Here is an 18312-nt window from a genome sequence, read left to right as displayed (position 1 = left end):
CGCCCGTCCAGCCCCCGATGAGCCTGCTGGCGGAACTGACGCATCGCTGCCCGCTGCAATGCCCATATTGCTCCAACCCGCTGGCGCTGGACGGGCGGGAGGGCGAGCTTGGCACCGACGACTGGCTCCGCGTGCTGGAACAGGCGGCGGAACTGGGCGTGTTGCAGGTCCATTTCTCCGGCGGCGAGCCGATGGCCCGGCGCGACCTGCCCGAACTGGTGCGCCACGCGGCATCGCTGGGGCTGTACAGCAACCTCATCACCTCCGGCGTGCTGCTCACCGAAGCCTCCCTGGCCCAACTGGCCGAAGCCGGGCTGGACCATGTGCAGCTCTCGTTCCAGGACGTGGACACGGCACCGGCCGAGACCATGGGCGGCATGCCCGGCGCGCAGGCAAAAAAACTGGCCGCCGCGCGCCTGATCGTGGCCGAAGGCATGCCGCTGACGACCAATTTCGTCATTCATCGCGGCAATGTCGGCCGCATCGGGCGCATGCTCGATCTGGCGGTAGAACTGGGCGCCCGCCGGGCCGAAATCGCACATACCCAGTATTATGGCTGGGGGCTGGTCAACCGCGCCGCCCTCATGCCCAGCCGCGCCCAGCTCGAAGACGCCACCCGCGCGGTCGAAGACGCCCGCACCCGGCTCGCCGGAACACTCGCGATCGACTACGTCACCCCCGACTACTATGCCGACCAGCCCAAACCCTGCATGGGCGGCTGGGGTCGACGCTTCGTCAATATCTCCCCCACCGGCCACGTCCTGCCCTGCCACGCCGCCGAGACGATCACGGGCGTCCCCATCCCCGACATCCGCACCGACAGTCTGGCCGCCATCTGGGCCGACGCCCCCCTGTTCCGCCTGTTTCGCGGCACGGACTGGATGCCCGAACCCTGCCGCGGCTGCGACCTGCGCGAGCAGGACTGGGGCGGCTGCCGCTGCCAGGCCCTGGCCCTGCTGGGCGACGCCGCCGCCACCGACCCGGTCTGCACCCGCTCGCCCGACCACGCCCGGATCAGCAAGATCCTCGCCGACCTGCCGGAAACACCACCCCCGCTGGTCTATCGCCGCTACGGCAACGCACCCGGTTAGAGCCTCTTCACCGTCCCGACTGCACGCCCGTTCAGGCAGTCTCCGCTCCAGCCGGCTGTCACGCCAGACAGGACGATGCTACCCTGGAACAAATCAGTCCGGGAACCGTTCATGCCGCGCTCTCTGCGAAAGACCCTGCCAGGCATCGCCCCCGTCGCGGGGTATTTCATTCTTTCTCTGGTGGCATTCAAATATATTCACCTGCCGGGCTTTCTCCTGCTGTCCGACAGGCCCGGCTCGTCCCCCGCCGCGCACACCACCGCAAAGCTGGGCAATCTATGCCTCCACGAACTGTTCATGCTGTTTCTGATCTGCTGCCTCACGGCCGCCTTCGCCGCGACGACGCGGAAGGATGCCGCCTATTGCGGCTTTCCGCTCGACAGGACGGCTCTCCTGCGCATCGCGCAGGGATGCGGGTTGTCGCTGGTCGGCGCCCTGCTCCTGGGGGCATTCGAATGTCTCTTCGGCGGCCTGCGCTTTACCGGGCTGATCTGGAACGGCCCGGTCACGGCCGCGATCATCCTGCTCTCGGCCGCCACCCTCACCATCGTCGGATTGACCGAAGAATTGTGGTTCCGTGGCTATCCGCAGCAGCGCCTTCAGGACGCCATCGGCTGGTGGCCCGCCGCTCTCGCTACGTCCCTCGTCTTCGCCACCTTTCACCTGGCCAATAACGGCGAAAATATCGTCGAAATCGTCCTGCTGTTCCTGTCGGGACTCGTCCTGTGCGGCCTCCGCCGCGTCACGGGCTCTCTCTGGCTGGGTGTCGGCGCCCATGCCGTCGCCGATTTGTCCAACATCATCCTGGGTTCGCCCGACCCCCATGCCGACAGCAGCCCGTTCCAGATCGTCCACCTGCTCGTCGCCGGTCCCGCATGGCTCAACGGAGGCGATAACGGCGTCATGTTCAGCATTCCGGGCATCGGCATGCAATATCTGATGATGCTCGTCGCCATCCTGCTTTTCAGGCCATCCCAACCGAAAGGATCATGACCGCCCCCGGCCAGGGAAGCCTGGCCCATCCGCCCGAAACCTGCCCGGACCGGCTTTCAGAACCATTCTTTCTGATGAGCGACATACGTCTCGAAAAAATCCTGATCGGACTTCGAAATATAGATAACGCCCTCGATCAAGCCGATCAGCCAGATAATCGCACCAGGGATACCAAAAAACAGAAATCCGAACATCGTAAAGAGCAGCATGACGATGCCGGCTTTATTGTATCCCAGATAAAATTTATGAATCCCGAACCCGCCCAGAAAGATCGCCAAAAGACCCGCAACGACCTTCGATTTCTCCCCTGATGTATTGATATCTATATTGATGCCGCCCGTTGCCTGATCACGCAGAACAAATATCGAGAACGCCTCGCCATTGCCCGGATCGAAATCGACCCTTGCGCCGCTTTTCAGGGATGAAAAATCAGACTTTACGCTCGTCCCCCTGAATTTATACCGATGATTATCGTCCCCGCTGATCAATCCTTCTCCATTCCTGGGGTCATAATCGAGAACGATTCCGCGCATTGTATTCCACCCGCAAATCTTATGGCGATCATATCAGCATAAAGATCCACGATAATTCGCGTCAATCCGGCGCTGATCCCCCGCGCTTCCCGGCCAGCCGCACGGGCAGCAATAGGGTTGCGAGGAACAGCCCCGCATGCAGCACGCACAGCAGACCGAACGCCAGCCCAAAGGCCCGCGATGCCATGAACGGGCTGGCGGATGCCTGCCCACCCAACGTCATCGCGCACAGCGTCGTCCAGATCGGGCCGCCCAGCCTCTGCACGATATTCAGCGCCGTGGTCGCAACCGGCAGGTCCTCCCGCTTCACCGAGGCATATCCCGCGCTCATGGACGGAATGCCGATCGCCCCCATCCCGGCCCCCCGCAGAAACAGCGCGCCGGCCAGAAGTGAAAAAGCTGACCCACGCAGGGCAAGAAACACAAGCAGCAGAGCCCCCGCAAATGCCGCCAGCGCGCCGCAGTTCGTCAGTCTCCGGATACCGAACCGGTCCGTAAGACGCCCCATCAACGGATAGGTGCACATCATGCCCAGCCCCATCGGCATCATCAGCCAGCCAACCCGGTCGGGCGACAGGCCGCATCCGTGGATCAGCCAGACGGGCACAAGCATCTGCCCCGCGAACAGGGCGCCGTTCAGAAGGAACATGGTGGCGACCGAAGCGGAAAAAACCCGTCCTCCGAACAGCCGCAGGTCGATCAGGGCATCATCACCCTTCCGATGCGCCCACGCGCCATACAGCACGAAAAGCAGCAGTCCGCCACACACCAGGGCACCGCCCATGCGCTGGCCAAGACGATCGATCCCGTAAAGAAAGAACACAAGAGCCGGCGAGAGCAGCGCCAGACCGGTCAGGTCGAGTGCACGCGGGCGCGCCTCCTGCCTGTCATCGGGCAAAAAACGCCACGCGAGCGCAAAAGCCAGAAGGCCGACCGGCAGGTTGAACAGAAAGATCCAGCGCCAGGAAGCAAATGTCAGAATCCCCCCCGCAACGATCGGCCCCAGAAGCGGCGCCAGCAGGATCGGCATCGTCACCATGCTGGCCACGCGCGGCAGATGCCGGCCGGCGGCCCGCGCGACCAGCATCTGCGCCATCGGCGCCAGCAGGCCGCCCGCCATGCCCTGCACCACGCGAAACCCGATCAGCGACGGTGCCGACCATGCCATCCCGCACAGGCCCGATGCCAGGGTAAACGCCGCGAAACACCGGAGATACAGCGCCCGGGCACCGATGCGGTCAACCAGCCAGCCATTGAGCGGCAAGGTCAGCGCAAGCGCCAGCAGATACCCGCTCATGACCCACTGAATGGTCGGGAACGCGGCATGCAGCGTTCCCGCCAACCCCGGTAGCGAGACGTTCACGATCGTGGCGTCGAGCTGCGCCATGAACGAACCGATGGCCGCGACACTGGCGATTTTCCAGATACCGCGCGGCAGGCGGTCGCTCCCCCCCAGCACCGAGCCCGCGCCCGCATCCGGGGCGCGGCTCATGCTGAAAAGCCGGGGCTGCACATGCGGCGGCGATTCAGGCCGTCAGTTCGACGGCATCGGTGGTCGTCACCCGGCCGAGCATCGGAAAGATATGCTCGAAGGCGAAGCCGTGCATGTCCGCCGACAGACCGGAGGTCGCATCTTCCGCCACCACCACCGCATAGCCATGCTCATGCGCGGCGCGGGCGGTGGATTCCACGCCCATATTGGTCGCGATCCCGCCGAGCACGATCGTCGTAATGCCGCGCCGACGCAGTTGCAGATCCAGGTCCGTGCCGTAAAAAGCGCCCCACTGGCGCTTCGTCACCATCAGGTCCCCCGGTTCGGCCAGACCGTCCACCAGTTCGGTCCAGTCCTCGGGAAAGCCGCCCGGCGGCGGGGAAAACGGCCGATCGACCGGCGTACGCACCGCATCGGCGAAATCGGCCGAAAAGGCGACATTGACCAGCACGACCGGCGCGCCGGCCGCCCGGAAACGGCCGGCCAGGCGCTTGGAACGCGCCACCACGTCGTCGCCGGAATGCGGCGCCAGCGCACGGCCGACAATGCCTTTCTGGAGATCGATCAACACCAGCGCGGTCCGGGAAGCGGGAAGAGACATCATGATGCGGCTCCGATATCGTTGCATTCGGTCCCCCCGGCGCGTTGTCCGCTCCGGCGGGGTCCGATAGAATTTGAGGACAAACTCAAGCAGGGGCATTATTTGAGCATGGGCTCAACTTCGTCAAGGACCGATCGCACCACATTGCAGCCCCAGCGCGCGGTCGGTCGCCAGCGCGTGGCGGATCTGCTGGCGGCGGCATCCGACCTGATCGCCGAACGCGGCTATCAGGCGACGACCATGGCCGCGATCGCCGAGCGGGCCGGTGCCCGGATCGGATCGCTCTATCGCTTTTTCCCGAACAAGGAGGCGATCGCCGACACCCTGCTGCGCCGGCATCTCGACATCCTGCGCGAAGCGTATGCCACGCTTGGCCAGCACGCGACCGGCGCCACGCCCGAGGAACTGGCCGATATCCTGATCGATCTTCTGACCACGCTCTATCCGCGTGTAAAATCGCTTCCCGCCCTCATGGATGTCAGCACGGACCGGACCGAACTCAGCCGGCAGTCGCGGGCCACGGCGCTGGGCGGCATTTCCGCGGCATTGATCGCCTGCGCGCCGAAACTGGACCGGCGGGAGGCCGACGATATCGCGACCGTCGTGCTCAACAACATGAAGACGATGCTCGGCATGGCCCTGAAGACCGCCCCGACATCACCAGGCGCGCCAGACGAACTGCGCCTGATGAACCGGCTTTATCTCGCCACCAGGCTGATGCCCGCTCAGAAGCCGGCTACGGGCCACCCAGACGGCGCCGATAGGCTTTGAAGACCGTGCTGGAAATGGCATTCAGCACCTTGATGCCCGCCGCCTCGTCCGGCAGGTCGCGGCTGAGTTCCACCAGGATATAGTGCGCCCCGTTCGGCAGAAACACAATCGCGGCATCATTGCGCACGCCGTTGACCCACCCGGTCTTGTGCGCCACCAGCGTACCGGCGGGCAATCCGGGCGGGATAAGGTCGTTGAAGGTCTGGCCAAGCATGATGCCGATCATCGCACGGCTCTCGGCCGGGCCGACGATCGCGCCGTGGTCGAGCTTCTGCAGGAAACCGCCCAGCCCGCGCGCCGTCACGCGATTGCGGATGCCTTTTGCATCGGCATCGAAATCCTCGATCATGCGGCCGAAGGTAATGCCCTCCAGTCCCTGCTGCGCCACCACGCCACGGATCTGGATCACACCCAGCCGCTCGACCATCAGGTTGGTGGCGAGGTTGCTGCTGTACTGGATCATGACCCGCAGCAATTCGATCACCGTGACCGGCCTGCCGGCCTCTGCATAGAGCGGATCGTAGGAATCCTGCTTCTGGTCCAGCGAAAAACTGCCCATGCCGACCAGCGAGTGAAAACGGTTATGAACGATGATCGCCTCATCCGGCTTCAGCGTGCCGTCACGGAAGGCGGCATAGGCGGCATCGAGCACAAGCAGCTTGATGGTGCTGGCGGCATTGATCGGCTCGTCACAATGCAGGCAGACATCCGGCGCCTGCCCCGATGGCGCGGCATAGACGGCGAACTCCCCCGGTTGCCCGGCCGTCAGTCGCGCGACAGCGTCCGCCATGGCGGATGCACGCGCCGCCCGGGCCGGCCCGGCAAGAAGAAGGAGCGCGCACAAGACAACGGCGCCGCGTGTCAGAAGGCGCATTCCAGATGGCGGCACGGTCGATCTCCTCGGTGGCACGTCCACCTCATTCCGAGGCCATCATAATCTTCGTTTCCACACCAGACCAATTCACCGAAGTTACCATGCGTTAGCCTTGGGTTATCACCTGTGGAAAAGTTTGACCTTCCTAAGCGGGCCGCGATCGGCGAAGGAAGAAGCATGCGATCATGCAGCGGGGTGGCGCGGCGCGGTTATGGATACTGGCAGGACTCTTTCGCGCCGAGGCGTGTTTGCGGGCGGCGCCGCACTGGGCGCGGCCGCAATGATGGCGGGGGAGCACATCCTCCTGCCACACGCCGCCTCGGCGGGCGACGCACGCGCGCCGGCGCACCGGCCCCACCTTGTGCCGCTGCACCCGCGCGTGGACCAGATCACCGACATCAAGGTCTGTATCCGGCCCTTCCGCGCCGCCGGCCCCCGACTGGATGTCGAGCGGATCGGCGACAAGACGGTCTTCCATAATTACGGCCATGGCGGCAGCGGCTGGTCCCTGTCCTGGGGCTCGGCCAATCTGGTGGTCGGCAAGGTGGCGGCAACGCTCAACCGCAAGGTCGCGGTCATCGGCTGCGGCATCGTCGGGCTCACGGCCGCGCTGACGGCGCAGCGCGCGGGCTTCGATGTCACGATCTATACCCGCGACCTGCTGCCGCACACGCGCTCGGTCCGCGCGAACGGAAGCTGGACGCCAGCTTCCCGCATCGCCCTGACCCAGACCGCCGGCCCAGCCTTCGCCGACCAGTGGGAGCAGATGGCACGGTTCTCGTGGGCGACCTACCGCACCTATCTCGGCCTGCCCGGCGCGCCGATCCTGTTCGAAGACAACTACATCCTGTCCGACAAACCCTTCGACGAAGGGCCGGCCAGACCGGCACCCGCCGGCGCACCGGGACGGATGCCCCGCGCCACCGAGGATTTCGCCGCCTACGACAGCAGGATTCGCGATATCATCCCGGCGGCCGAGGATGTTCCGGCGGCGGAAAATCCCTTCGCCGCGCCGTACGCAAAGCGGCATTCCCTGATGATCTATAATTTCGGCGCCTACGGCCACCTGCTGCTGTCCGAATTTCACCAGGCGGGCGGCCGCATCGTCATCCGCTCGTTCCACACCCCCCAGGATCTGACCTCCCTGCCGGAGAAGGTGATCATCAACTGCCCCGGCTACGCCGCGCGCGACTGGTGGCGCGATGACAGCCTGATCCCCGTCCGGGGCCAGACAGCGTGGCTGCCACCCCGCCCCGAGGCCCCCTACGGCCTCGATTACCGGGGCGCCGCGCTGCTGTCGAAGACCGACGGCGTGATGATCCAGGCCGTGGATCTGGACGGGCTGGGCGAGATGACCGGCGTCGGCAATTCCTTCGAGCACCCCGACCCGGCGGAGGCGGCGCGCGCCATCGGCGTCTTCGCCGACCTGTTCGCGCGCATGCCGATGGCGGGCGGGTGACATGACGATGCGCATAAAAGGCACAATGGCCGCCTGCATGGCCGCCCTCACGCTCGGCATGGCCCCGGCACACCCCCTTGCCGCCGCCACACCGTGCGCCGAACCGGCTCACGGCGCGGACCTCTATCGCACGGCCTGCGCGATGTGCCACGGCACACGGCTGGAAGGCAATTTCGAAACCCCCGCGCTGACGGGCCGCTTCGTCGCCAACTGGGCCGGGGCACCGGTTTCGGAACTGGAAGCCTATGTCCATCGGGCCATGCCGCTGATGGCACCCGGCACGCTGTCACCGGACGACACACGGGCCGTCGTCGCGTTCCTGCTGGCGGCGAACGATCTCCCGCAAGGCAAGACCGTGCGTGTCGGGGCGCGGACGCGTTCGGCCTGTCCGTCATGAAACACGCCGCATCGTTCTCTTCTTTTTCTGAAGAAAAAGAAGCAAAAAGACTTTTATCCGTTCAGGGACATCGTATGCCCCAGGCACAAGGCTCCTGAACGAATCAAAGTTTTTTGGTTCTTTTTTTCAAAAAAGAACAGAAACCACGCCCCAAGCCAAGGATCCCCGATGCGCCTGCGCCAGATCGAAGTCTTCTACGCGATCATGACGACGGGTTCGCTCCGGCGCGCCGCCGAACTGCTGCACGTCTCGCAGCCGGCGGCCAGCAAGGTCTTGCGCTACGCCGAGCAATCGCTGGGCTTCGCGCTGTTCGAGCGTGCGGGCGGCCGACTGGTGCCGACGCGCGAAGCCCGCATCATGCTGCCGCACGTCAACGCCATTTTCGAAAAACTGTCGGACCTCAAACGCCTGACCGACAATCTGCGCTATGCGCGAGACGGGCATTCGATCAGCATCGGTTGCGTGCCGAGCCTGGGGCTGAGCCTGGTGCCGCGCGTAGTCCAGCGTTATCGCACCGCCCATCCCGGCATGGAACTCACGATCGACGCCATGCACGGCTCCGAAATCGTGTCCCGCATCCTCAACCACGATCTCGACCTCGGGATCGTGTTCGGCGATTACACGCGCGACGGGCTGACCGCACTGCATATCGCGGATATTCCCCTGCTGGTGATCGACGCCGAGGGCGGGGAAGGCCCCGTCAACATCGCCGAAATCGACCCGGCCCGCTATATCGGGCTGAGCGAGAACGACCCCACGGCCCGCCTGCTCGACATGGCACTGGACGAAGCCGGCATTCCGGCCACGCCACCGGTGCGGGTGCGCACCCATTTCATGGCGGCCGAACTCGTGCGCCTCGGCGGAGGCTGCGCCATCGTGGATGCCCTGACAGCCCTGCATCATCCGGGCCTGCCCCGGCCGCGCCCGCTCTCCCCGCCACTCAGCGTGACCTGCACCGTCCTGTTCCGCGCCGACCACGCACTCTCGCATATTTCGCAGAGCATCCTTGCCTTGTTACGAAACGAACTGGCAATCGACCTGGCCGCGCTGGCCGAATGACACCCGGCAGGGCTGTAACATCAGGTTAAGGGAAAGGTACATCTGCGAAACGGGACAGGCGAACCATTTCGTGCTCTTAATGAATCCCTTTTCCTTTTTGGCCCATCCATGCCCCAGGGCCGGACTTTTCGTATTCAGGACCGTCCATGCTCCAGCGTTTCCGACATTCATGCATGAAGGCCGTCTCGGCGGTCGCCCTCCTGTCCGTGCCATGCGTCGGCCATGCCGCGTCCCTGCCACCGGGACTGACGGAGCAGGCAATCGGCACGACGGTGGAACGCGCCCGGCAGGCATTCAACGTGCCCGGAATCGCGGTCGCCGTGGTGCATGACGGAGACATCGTGTTCAGCCACGGTTACGGACGCCGCGCGGAAGACAAGAGCAGCGCGCCGGTCGATCGGCGCACGCTGTTCGCCATCGGGTCGAACACCAAGGAGTTCACCACCACGGCACTGGCGCAACTGGTCGATCAGGGCAAGCTGGACTGGAACGACCGCGTCATCGACCACATGCCGGAATTCCGCGTCGCCGATCCGTCGATCACGCGGGATTTCCGCGTGTCGGACCTGCTGACCCACCATAGCGGAATGGGGCTGGGCGCCGGAGACCTGATGCTGTTCTCGCACAGCACGCTCACGCGGCCGCAAATCCTCGCCGGCCTGCCGTTCATGCCCTTCACAGCGCCGTTCCGCACCCAATACGCCTACAACAATCTTCTTTATGTCGTAGCCGGCGCGCTGGTCGAGCGACTGACCGGGCAAAGCTGGGAAGAAATCGTCCAGAAGCGACTGATCGACGCCGCCGGCCTGCCCGCCTGCCAGAGCACGCCGCCGGTCAAGGGCCAGACGAACGTCGCGACCGGCGAGGGTGAAACCGGCATCCTGCCCGACAAGGCCGCGCTCCGGTTGCCCGGCGTGGCGCCCGCCGGCGGCATCTGGTGCAGCGCCGACGGCATGGCCCGCTGGGCGCAGACCTATCTCAACGGCGGCCGCACGCCCGAAGGCCGGCAGATCTTCAGCCAGGCCAGCCGCGATACGCTGTGGGCGCCGCATGCGCTGCTGCCGCTGCCCGACACGGCGGACGCAACGAAAACCCATTTCCGAGCCTATGGCTATGGCTGGTTCATGGAGGATTTCTTCGGCCAGAAGCGCGTCTGGCACACCGGCACCATCGACGGCATGGTCAGCTACATGACCTTCCTGCCGGAAAGCCGGACGGCCATCGTCATCCTGACCAACCATGACGACCACAACGCGACCTACGCCATCGCAACGACGCTGAGCGCCTATGTCGCAACCGGCGCCAGCGCCGACTGGGTCGCGCACTGGCAGGACGCGGAGAACGCCGCACACGCGGCGGAGGCGAAAGCCGCCGCGAGCACCGGCCCCGGCTCGCCCGCGCGGCCGTTCATCACCCTCTCCGAAAGCACGCAGCAGGACTATATCGGCACCTATCGCGACGACTGGCGCGGCCCGATCACCATCAGCCGCCGAGGACGGGACCTGCGGATGGCATTCAGCCATGCCGATGGCCTGACCGGCACACTCTCCGCCCTGCCGCACGATCTGTTCGTCGTCCGGTGGGACGATCGCGGACAGGATGCCAGCGACGATTCCTATGTGCAGTTCGAACGCGATGTCTCCGGCCAGGTGGTCGGCATGAACATGCGCGTGATCGGGTCCGATTTCAGCTTCGATGCGCAGGATCTGCACCCGAGGAAAGTCAGTTCTTCTTTTTCTGAAGAAAAAGAAGCAAAAAGACTTTAATCCGTTCAGGGTCATCGCGCGTCCCCAGCACAAGGCTCCCGACCGAATCAAAGTTTTTTTGGGTCTTTTTTTTTCAAAAAAGAACAGAAACCACCCCCACACCCCCTCTATTCGTTTTTTATCAAACCGAACCGTTAACCACAGGTTATGAGAGGACGGTCTCTTTGCATTGGCTGAAACGCTCCCGGACTTCTAGGCTTTGCCCATCGTGACGGCACATCAGTGCGGCCAGCCTCTGGATATTCGGAAATTTCATGGCCGGCAGACGGACCATCACCATCATCGGCGGCGGCGTCATCGGTCTCACCGCCGCCTATACCCTCGTTCGGGAGGGCCACGAGATCACGCTGATCGAGCGTGGCGAGGATATCGGGCAGGAAGCCAGCTTCGCGAATGGCGGGCAACTCAGCTACCGTTATGTCAGCCCGCTGGCCGATGCCGGCGTAATGCGCGACGCTCTGGGCTGGTTGCTGCGCCCACATTCGCCGATCGCCTTGCGGCTGCGGGCCGATCCAGGCCAGTGGCGCTGGCTGCTCGCCTTCCTGCTGGCATGCAACCGGCGGACAAATCGCGAAAATGCCGCAATCCTGCTCGATCTTGCCCTGAACGGGCAGACGGAACTCCAGATGTGGCGCAATGCCGGGCTGGACGATTTCCTGTGGCGCCGTCCGGGAAAACTCGTGCTGTATCGGACGGCTTCGATATTCCGCAAGGCGGCGCGCTCCATCACCGATCCAGCCCGACAGCGCGCGCTGTCTCCAGCCGAATGCGTGGCGGTCGAACCCGCGTTCGCGGGATTGCAACCCCGGCTCGCGGGCGGACTCTTCTCGCCCGAGGACGAAGTCGGGGATTGTTTCCTGTTCTGCAAGGTCCTGCGCAAGGCGCTGGCGGCGGAGCCGGGCTTCCGTCTGGTGCGAGGCACGGTCGCGCTCACCCCCGGCGTGGGCCGCCGATGCACCGTCAGCGTCGATGGCCAACCGTTCGAGACCGATCTCGTCATTCTCGCGGCAGGCATCGCCTCCCGTGCGCTGGCGCGACCGCTGGGGCTCGACCTGCCGCTGTACGGCCTGAAAGGCTATAGCCTGACCACCCGGCCGCAACCCGGCATTCTGCCATCGGTCAGCGTGACGGATTACGACAATCGCGTGGTCTATGCAGGATTGGGCGACCGGCTGCGGGTGGCGGCGATGGTCGATATCGGCACCGAAGAGACCACGCCCGACCCAAGGCGCCTGGCGGACCTGCGCGCCCTGGTCGCCGCAACATTGCCGGGGGCACTGGGGCAGGGCGAGGACGCGCCATGGGCCGGCCTGCGCCCGGCCACGCCGACCGGCGTTCCGATCATCGCGCGGACCCGCTATGACAATCTTCTGCTTAATGTCGGGCATGGTGCCCTAGGCTTCACGCTGTCGGTCGGCTCGGCACTCCGGCTGAAAGAGATCGTGGCCGGAGCCGATGACCGGGCCATCGGATAAGAAGCCGACGGTCCAAACAGGCTCTCGAGGAAAGGAACAGGTTCCGATGCAGACGACCCGTCGCGCGGTTCTTCTTGGCGGCGTCGCCGCAACCCTGTCCATGCCGATGCGCGTCCCCAGGGCCGCCCCATCCCTTCACGGTCTCGCCGGGCTCGACCAACCGGTCGAGATTCTGGAAGATCGCTGGGGTATTCCCCATGTACGGGCCCATACCATCCCCGACGCCTTCTTCGCCGACGGTTATCTTGTGGCGCGGGACCGGCTGTGGGAGATGGATTTCGGCCACCGCCAGTCGCTGGGCCGGCTGGCCGAACTCTTCGGCGCGGCCTTCGTCCCTTCCGACACCGCCAACCGGCTGGTGCTGTTCCGAGGCGACGCGGAACAGGAACTCGCCGCCTTCCCGCCGCTGGTGCAGGCATGCGCGCGCGCCTATGTCGCCGGGATCAACGCGCGGATCGCCGAAACCAGGGCCGATCCGACACAACTCCCACCCGAATTCGCACTCTTCGCCTGCACGCCGCTGGCATGGGATGTGCTGGACCTGATCCGCATACGCGCCGAGGTCACGGGCAACACGCGCGCGGAGATCCGCCGGGCACGACTGGCGGCACGGGGCGCGCTGGCTTACGACACGATCATGACCCCGCTCGAACCCGTCCATGCGCTGCGCGTGCCGGACGGGCTGGATGTCGACGCAATCACCGAGGCCGATCTCGGACTGTTCGGCGTATTGCAGGCTCCGTTGCCATTGCGGGGCCTGCACGCGGCGACCAACGACGAAACAAGGCGGCGGAACGAGGGCAGCAATGCCTGGATCATCGCCCCCTCACGCACCGCGACCGGCCGGCCGATCCTGGCCAACGATCCGCATCTGAGTTTCGGCGTACCCGGCCCGCGCCATGTCGTGCATCTGACGGCACCGGGGCTGGACGTGATCGGCGGCGGATCGGCGGGCATGCCCGGAATCATGCAGGGCCATAACGCAAAAATCGCTTTCGGACGCACCAACTTCCATATCGACCAGGAAGACCTGTTCATCCTGGACACCGACCCGCGCGACCCGCTGCGCTATGCCCACCAGGGCGGCTGGAAGCGGATGGAGCAGGTCGAAACGACAATCGCGGTGCGCGGCGAGCCCGATCGGGTGGTGAGCCTGTTCTATTCCGTGCAGGGGCCGGTGGTGGCGCGCGATACGGCGCACCACCGCGCGACGACGGTTTCGGCCACCTGGCTGGCCCCCGGCGCGAACGGCCTGCTGGCCAATATCGGCATCAACCTCGCCCATGACTGGCCCAGCTTCCGCGAGGCATTGCGGGTCCACACCAGCCCGACCAATTTCACCTATGCCGATACCAGCGGCAATATCGGCTGGCAGGCGGCCGGCGGCCTGCCCCACCGCGCGGACGGCCATGACGGGCTGATGCCGGCGCCGGGCAACGGACGATACGACTGGCAGGGTCTGCAACCGCTGGAGGCCCTGCCCAGCAGCTTCAACCCCGCGCGCGGCTGGTTCGGCACCTCGAACGAGATGAACCTCCCACCGGACTACCCGGCGGAAGAACGGCGCGTCAGCTTCGAATGGCGCGACCGCTTCCGCCACGAGCGCGTCGCCCAGATGCTGGATGCCACCCCCCGCGCAACCCTGGCGGACAGCGCGGCGCTGCAACACGACACGCTGTCGGTATTGGCCTTGCAGATGGTGCGGCTGCTGCCGGCAATCCCGCCCTCGCTGGCCGCCGAAGCCGCATTGCTGCGCGCCTGGAACGGCCGCGTGGACGCCGACAGCGCGGCGGCGGCCCTGTATGAAGTCTGGTGGACGCGGCTGGAGCGCGCGCTGCACGCCCTGATCATCCCGCCATCGCTGCACGACCTCCTACCCGGCCCGGTCGGCGCCACGGTGCAGCTTTCCCTGTTCCAGTCACCCGATTCCCGCTTCGGACCCAACCCGGCGCAGGCACGCGACAGAATGCTGGCCGACTGCTTCAGCGCGGCAGTCGCCGAACTGCGCGAACGGCTGGGTCCCCTGCCGGCCGCCTGGCGATGGGGCGCGCTGCACACCATCACGCTGCGCCACCCGCTGGCCTCCGTTCCGGCGATCGCGGCGGCCTTCCCCGCCATCGGCGGCACCACGGCGGAAAGCGGCGGCGACCCCTACACCGTCATGGCCCGCTGGTACAGCCCGCGAACGGGCGGAGAGCACGCCTATGCCGCAACGGGCGGCGCGAGCTATCTGATGGTCTGCGATGTCGGGGACTGGGACCAATCGCTGTTCCTCAATTTCCCCGGCCAGTCGGCCGACCCGCATTCACCGCATTACGCCGATTTCCTCCCCGTCTGGCTGCGGGGCGCGATGCAAAAGCTCCCCTTCAGCACACACGGCGTCAACGCCGCCGCCGTCCGGCGCCAGACCCTCCAGCCGGGACCCCGGCCATGAGAATCTGGCGGGTCCTCGCCCTCGCCGCACTGGCCGTCCTGCCCTCGGCGGCACAGGCACAGACGACCACCGACCAGGCACTCGACCGCGTGCTGGCCGAAGGCGAGGCCCGGCCACTGGCCGCGATCGCCGCCATCCGCCTGCGCCACGGCCAGGTCGCCTACAGCTACTATGGCGGCTTCGCCCGCCGCACGCGGACCGGCACGCCCCCCGTCGATCCGGACACACTGTTCCGCATCGCCTCGATCTCCAAGATCGTCACGACCATCGGACTGATGGAACTGGTCGAACAGGGCAGGATCACGCTCGATCACGATGCGTCCGACTATCTGGGCTTCCCGCTCCGCAATCCCGATTTCCCGGATGTGCCGATCACGGTGCGGATGCTGCTCAATCATACGTCCAGCATCCGCGACGCCGACGGCTACACGCTCCCCCCAGGCCACCGGATCGCGGAATTTTTCGACCCGTCGCGCAAACCCGGCGATCCCGCCTATCATTTCGCCCATGCCGACGGCCACCCGCCGGGCTCGTGGTTCGAATACTGCAATCTCTGCTACGGCCTGATCGGCACGATGATGGAGCGCGCCAGCGGCGAACGATTCGACCGTTTCCAGCAGGCGCATGTGCTGGCCCCGCTGGGCATCGACGGCGGCTACAACCCGGCCACCCTGGCCCACCCGGAGCGTCTGGCCACGCTCTACCACCACCTGCCCTCGGGCTGGACGGCTGCGACCGACACGCTACCGGTCGAAAACCGGAGCGCGGCGGCGCTGGCCGCCTATACGCCCGGCACCAACGGCACCCTCTTTTCTCCGCAGGGCGGCCTGCGCATCTCCATGCGGGGGCTGACCCGCCTCGCGCGCTTCATGCTCGGCCACGGCACGCTGGACGGCACGCGCCTGCTCTCGCCCCACAGCATCGACCTGATGCTGACGCCAAGCTGGCAGTATGACGGCCATAACGGCACCTGCCCGTACCCGATCGCCAGCTACGGGCTCAGCATGATCCGGCTGACTGGCCAGCGGGATTCCTCCGGGCGGGAAACCCGCCCCTACAAAGGCTATTCCGGCGACCTGGCCGGCCATCTGGGCGACGCATACGGGCTGAAATCGGGCTTCTGGTACGACCCGGCCACCGGCGACGGCTTCCTGTTCGCGGCCGACGGCTTCCCCGATGACGGGCAGGAGCGTCCGGGCGCCTATTCCTCCTTCACCCATGTCGAGGAGGACCTGTTCACCGCCCTCGCCGACGCAGGAAAGTAAGCCGATGACCGTCCGATCCTCCCTCCTCGCCGCGTCGGCCCTGCTCGCCGCCACCATTCTCCCCGCACACGCCGCCCCGGCGACGGACGCCCCCCGTCTGGCCGCCCTGCTGGCCATGCCCTACGCCAACGGCCTGACCGGCGCCGCCGGCGCGCCCCGCGTGGCCTGGGTCGAACGCCGCAACGGCATCCGCAATATCCTGGTCTCGGACGGCGGTGCCACGCCGCACCGTGTCACGGCCTACACGCAAGACGACGGAACCGACCTCTGGGGCCTCACCCTCAGCCCCGACGGACGGATGCTCGCCTTCGTCGAGGGAGGCGATCCCGAATATCCCGACGACGCGCCGCCGAACGCCGGCAACGCGCCGGTGCCGGGCAAGCAGACGGTGCGCGTCGTCCTCCCCGACGGCCGGATCGTCACGGCAGGGGAGGGACACGCACCGACATTCTCGCCCGACGGCCGACAACTGGCCTTCGCGCATGGCGGCACGCTGCTGGTCGGCCGGGCCGGCGGCGTCCCCCGCACGGTCCTGACCACACCGGGCGCGATCACCGCCCTGCACTGGTCGCCCGACGGCACCCGTCTGGCCATCGAGATCGATCGCGGATCGCACGCCCTTATCGCATTATGGCAGGACAAACCGGGCAATGAGGCCCCCGTCTTCCTCCCCGCCGCCCTGGCCCAGGACCAGATGCCGGCCTTCTCGCCGGACGGACGATCCATCGCCTTCGTGCGGGCGCGCACGCCCCTGCTGACGGCCGAACGCGGAAAGGGCCATTTCTGGTCGATACAGACCTACGACATCGCCACCGGCACGGAACGCACGCTCTGGACGGCACCGGAAGGCGCGGGCAGCCGCTTCTGGGCACCGGAGGGCATGGGCCTGACCTGGACCGGCGACGGACGGCTGATCTTCCCGTGGGAGGGCAGCGGCTGGCTCCGGCTCTGCGCACTCCCGGTCGCGGCCAGCCCGCCAACCCCGCATTGCCTGACGCCGGACGGCGCCGAAATCGCCACCTATCGCCTGTCGGCGGACCGCACGCACCTGCTCTACACGGCCAATAGCGGCGATCTCGACCATTGGCGCGCCTGGTCGCAACCGCTCGACGACACCCCGGCCACCCCGCTGACCGCCGAAGACGAACAGGTCACGAATTTAACGACGGCCGGCCAGGCCATCGCCGTCATGGCCACGGGCATCGCCCAGCCCGCCCATCCGGTGGTGCTGCAAAACGGCGGCCGCCGGGTCCCCGTCACCGCCACGGTGCCGGACGGCTTCACCTTCACCGCCCCGCAGATCTTCCACATCCACGGCGCGGACGGGTACGACATCCACGGCCAACTGTTCCTGCCGCCGGCCACAACGCCCGGCCCGCATCCGGCGCTGATCTTCGTCCATGGCGGCCCGGAACGGCAGATGCTGCCGGCCTTCAACGCCATGGGCTATTATTCCAACGCCTACATCATGAACCAGCTTCTGGCGGCGCGAGGTTATGTCGTCCTGTCGGTGAATTATCGCAGCGGCACCGGCTACGGCCTGGCCTTCCGCGACGCACCCGGCATCGGCCGGGCTGGCGCCAGCGAATATGGCGATGTCCACGCGGCCGGCCTCTACCTGCGCGCCCGCCCCGACGTGGCACCGGCCCGGATCGGCATCTGGGGCGGAAGCTGGGGCGGCTACCTGACGGCCCTGGCCCTCGCCCGCGACAGCGCCCTGTTCGCCGCCGGCGCCGACTTCCACGGCGTGCACGACCTCACGGAACCCGACCACCCCGGCCTCTCCCCCGAGGAAAAACAGCAGGCCCGAGACTCCGAATGGCGATCGTCCCCCGCCGCCGACATCGCGCACTGGCAGGCACCCGTCCTGCTGATCCACGGCGATGACGACCATAACGTCGAATTCGAACAATCCACCCTGCTGGCCCGCATGCTCACGGCGCGCAACATCCCGTTCGAGGATCACATCTTCCCCGGCGAGCGCCACGCCTTCCTCCGCACGCAGGACTGGCTCGCCGCCTATCTGTGGACACTGCATTTTCTCGACGCCCACCTGTCGGCCGGGCACGAACACTAACGGAAACCGCTCTCAGGACACCCGG

15 protein-coding genes are annotated in these 18312 nt (G+C 66.2%); 11 read left to right on the top strand and 4 right to left on the bottom strand.

Features of this window, described 5'->3' with window-relative positions; all coding sequences use genetic code 11:
• Nucleotides 1-17: 17 nt before the first annotated feature.
• Both pqqE and ABF821_RS06970 read left to right on the top strand, forming a co-directional pair.
• Nucleotides 18-1091, top strand: coding sequence for a pyrroloquinoline quinone biosynthesis protein PqqE (gene pqqE / locus ABF821_RS06975; protein ID WP_415529515.1), 1074 nt, complete (start codon nt 18-20; stop codon nt 1089-1091).
• A 111-nt stretch (nt 1092-1202) separates the two neighbouring features.
• On the top strand, nt 1203-2084 hold the full coding sequence (locus tag ABF821_RS06970; RefSeq protein ID WP_415529513.1) for a lysostaphin resistance A-like protein: 882 nt from the start codon (nt 1203-1205) through the stop codon (nt 2082-2084).
• A gap of 56 nt (nt 2085-2140) precedes the next feature.
• Here ABF821_RS06970 and ABF821_RS06965 read toward each other — a convergent pair whose 3' ends face one another.
• The 3 genes from ABF821_RS06965 to ABF821_RS06955 form a co-directional block, all read right to left on the bottom strand.
• On the bottom strand, nt 2141-2617 hold the full coding sequence (locus ABF821_RS06965; RefSeq protein WP_183008104.1) for a TM2 domain-containing protein: 477 nt from the start codon (nt 2615-2617) through the stop codon (nt 2141-2143).
• Nucleotides 2618-2678: 61 nt separating this feature from the next.
• Nucleotides 2679-4109: a DHA2 family efflux MFS transporter permease subunit gene (locus ABF821_RS06960; protein ID WP_415529512.1), complete on the bottom strand. Its 1431-nt coding sequence runs from the start codon at nt 4107-4109 to the stop codon at nt 2679-2681.
• A 34-nt stretch (nt 4110-4143) separates the two neighbouring features.
• Nucleotides 4144-4713: a hydrolase gene (locus ABF821_RS06955; RefSeq protein ID WP_415529511.1), complete on the bottom strand. Its 570-nt coding sequence runs from the start codon at nt 4711-4713 to the stop codon at nt 4144-4146.
• 105 nt (nt 4714-4818) lie between these two features.
• Here ABF821_RS06955 and ABF821_RS06950 point away from each other — a divergent pair, with 105 nt between their 5' ends.
• Nucleotides 4819-5481: a TetR/AcrR family transcriptional regulator gene (locus ABF821_RS06950; RefSeq protein WP_415529510.1), complete on the top strand. Its 663-nt coding sequence runs from the start codon at nt 4819-4821 to the stop codon at nt 5479-5481.
• Here the strand turns inward: ABF821_RS06950 and ABF821_RS06945 are convergent.
• Entirely contained in the window at nt 5447-6271 is an 825-nt protein-coding gene (locus tag ABF821_RS06945; RefSeq protein WP_415529509.1) for a serine hydrolase, read from the bottom strand. The two genes, ABF821_RS06950 and ABF821_RS06945, sit on opposite strands and share 35 nt — an antisense overlap.
• Before the next feature lie 295 nt (nt 6272-6566).
• On the opposite strand from ABF821_RS06945, the gene ABF821_RS06940 reads away from it, so the two are divergent.
• The 8 genes from ABF821_RS06940 (at nt 6567) to ABF821_RS06905 (ending at nt 18287) form a co-directional block, all read left to right on the top strand.
• On the top strand, nt 6567-7814 hold the full coding sequence (locus ABF821_RS06940) for an FAD-dependent oxidoreductase (RefSeq protein ID WP_415529508.1): 1248 nt from the start codon (nt 6567-6569) through the stop codon (nt 7812-7814).
• A 1-nt stretch (nt 7815) separates the two neighbouring features.
• Entirely contained in the window at nt 7816-8211 is a 396-nt protein-coding gene (locus ABF821_RS06935) for a c-type cytochrome (protein ID WP_415529507.1), read from the top strand.
• 168 nt (nt 8212-8379) lie between these two features.
• Entirely contained in the window at nt 8380-9270 is an 891-nt protein-coding gene (locus ABF821_RS06930) for a LysR family transcriptional regulator (protein ID WP_182975372.1), read from the top strand.
• A gap of 146 nt (nt 9271-9416) precedes the next feature.
• Nucleotides 9417-11036 carry a serine hydrolase gene (locus tag ABF821_RS06925; protein WP_415529506.1) on the top strand — a complete coding sequence of 540 codons (1620 nt, stop codon included), beginning with the start codon at nt 9417-9419 and terminating at the stop codon, nt 11034-11036.
• Nucleotides 11037-11290: 254 nt separating this feature from the next.
• Complete coding sequence (locus ABF821_RS06920; protein WP_415529505.1) at nt 11291-12511, top strand: FAD-dependent oxidoreductase; 1221 nt, start codon at nt 11291-11293, stop codon at nt 12509-12511.
• Between the two features lie 46 nt (nt 12512-12557).
• Nucleotides 12558-14945 carry a penicillin acylase family protein gene (locus tag ABF821_RS06915; protein WP_415529504.1) on the top strand — a complete coding sequence of 796 codons (2388 nt, stop codon included), beginning with the start codon at nt 12558-12560 and terminating at the stop codon, nt 14943-14945.
• Entirely contained in the window at nt 14942-16210 is a 1269-nt protein-coding gene (locus tag ABF821_RS06910; protein WP_415529503.1) for a serine hydrolase domain-containing protein, read from the top strand. The genes ABF821_RS06915 and ABF821_RS06910 overlap by 4 nt, the downstream gene beginning before the upstream one ends.
• Nucleotides 16211-16214: 4 nt before the next feature.
• Nucleotides 16215-18287 carry a prolyl oligopeptidase family serine peptidase gene (locus ABF821_RS06905; protein ID WP_415529502.1) on the top strand — a complete coding sequence of 691 codons (2073 nt, stop codon included), beginning with the start codon at nt 16215-16217 and terminating at the stop codon, nt 18285-18287.
• Nucleotides 18288-18312: the final 25 nt, after the last annotated feature.

The sequence above is a fragment of the Gluconacetobacter sp. genome (genome assembly GCF_047721585.1).
Taxonomy (GTDB): Bacteria; Pseudomonadota; Alphaproteobacteria; order Acetobacterales; family Acetobacteraceae; genus Gluconacetobacter; species Gluconacetobacter dulcium.
The sequence above is the reverse complement of the archived record's forward strand: the minus strand, read 5'-3'. Positions and strand labels throughout refer to the sequence as shown.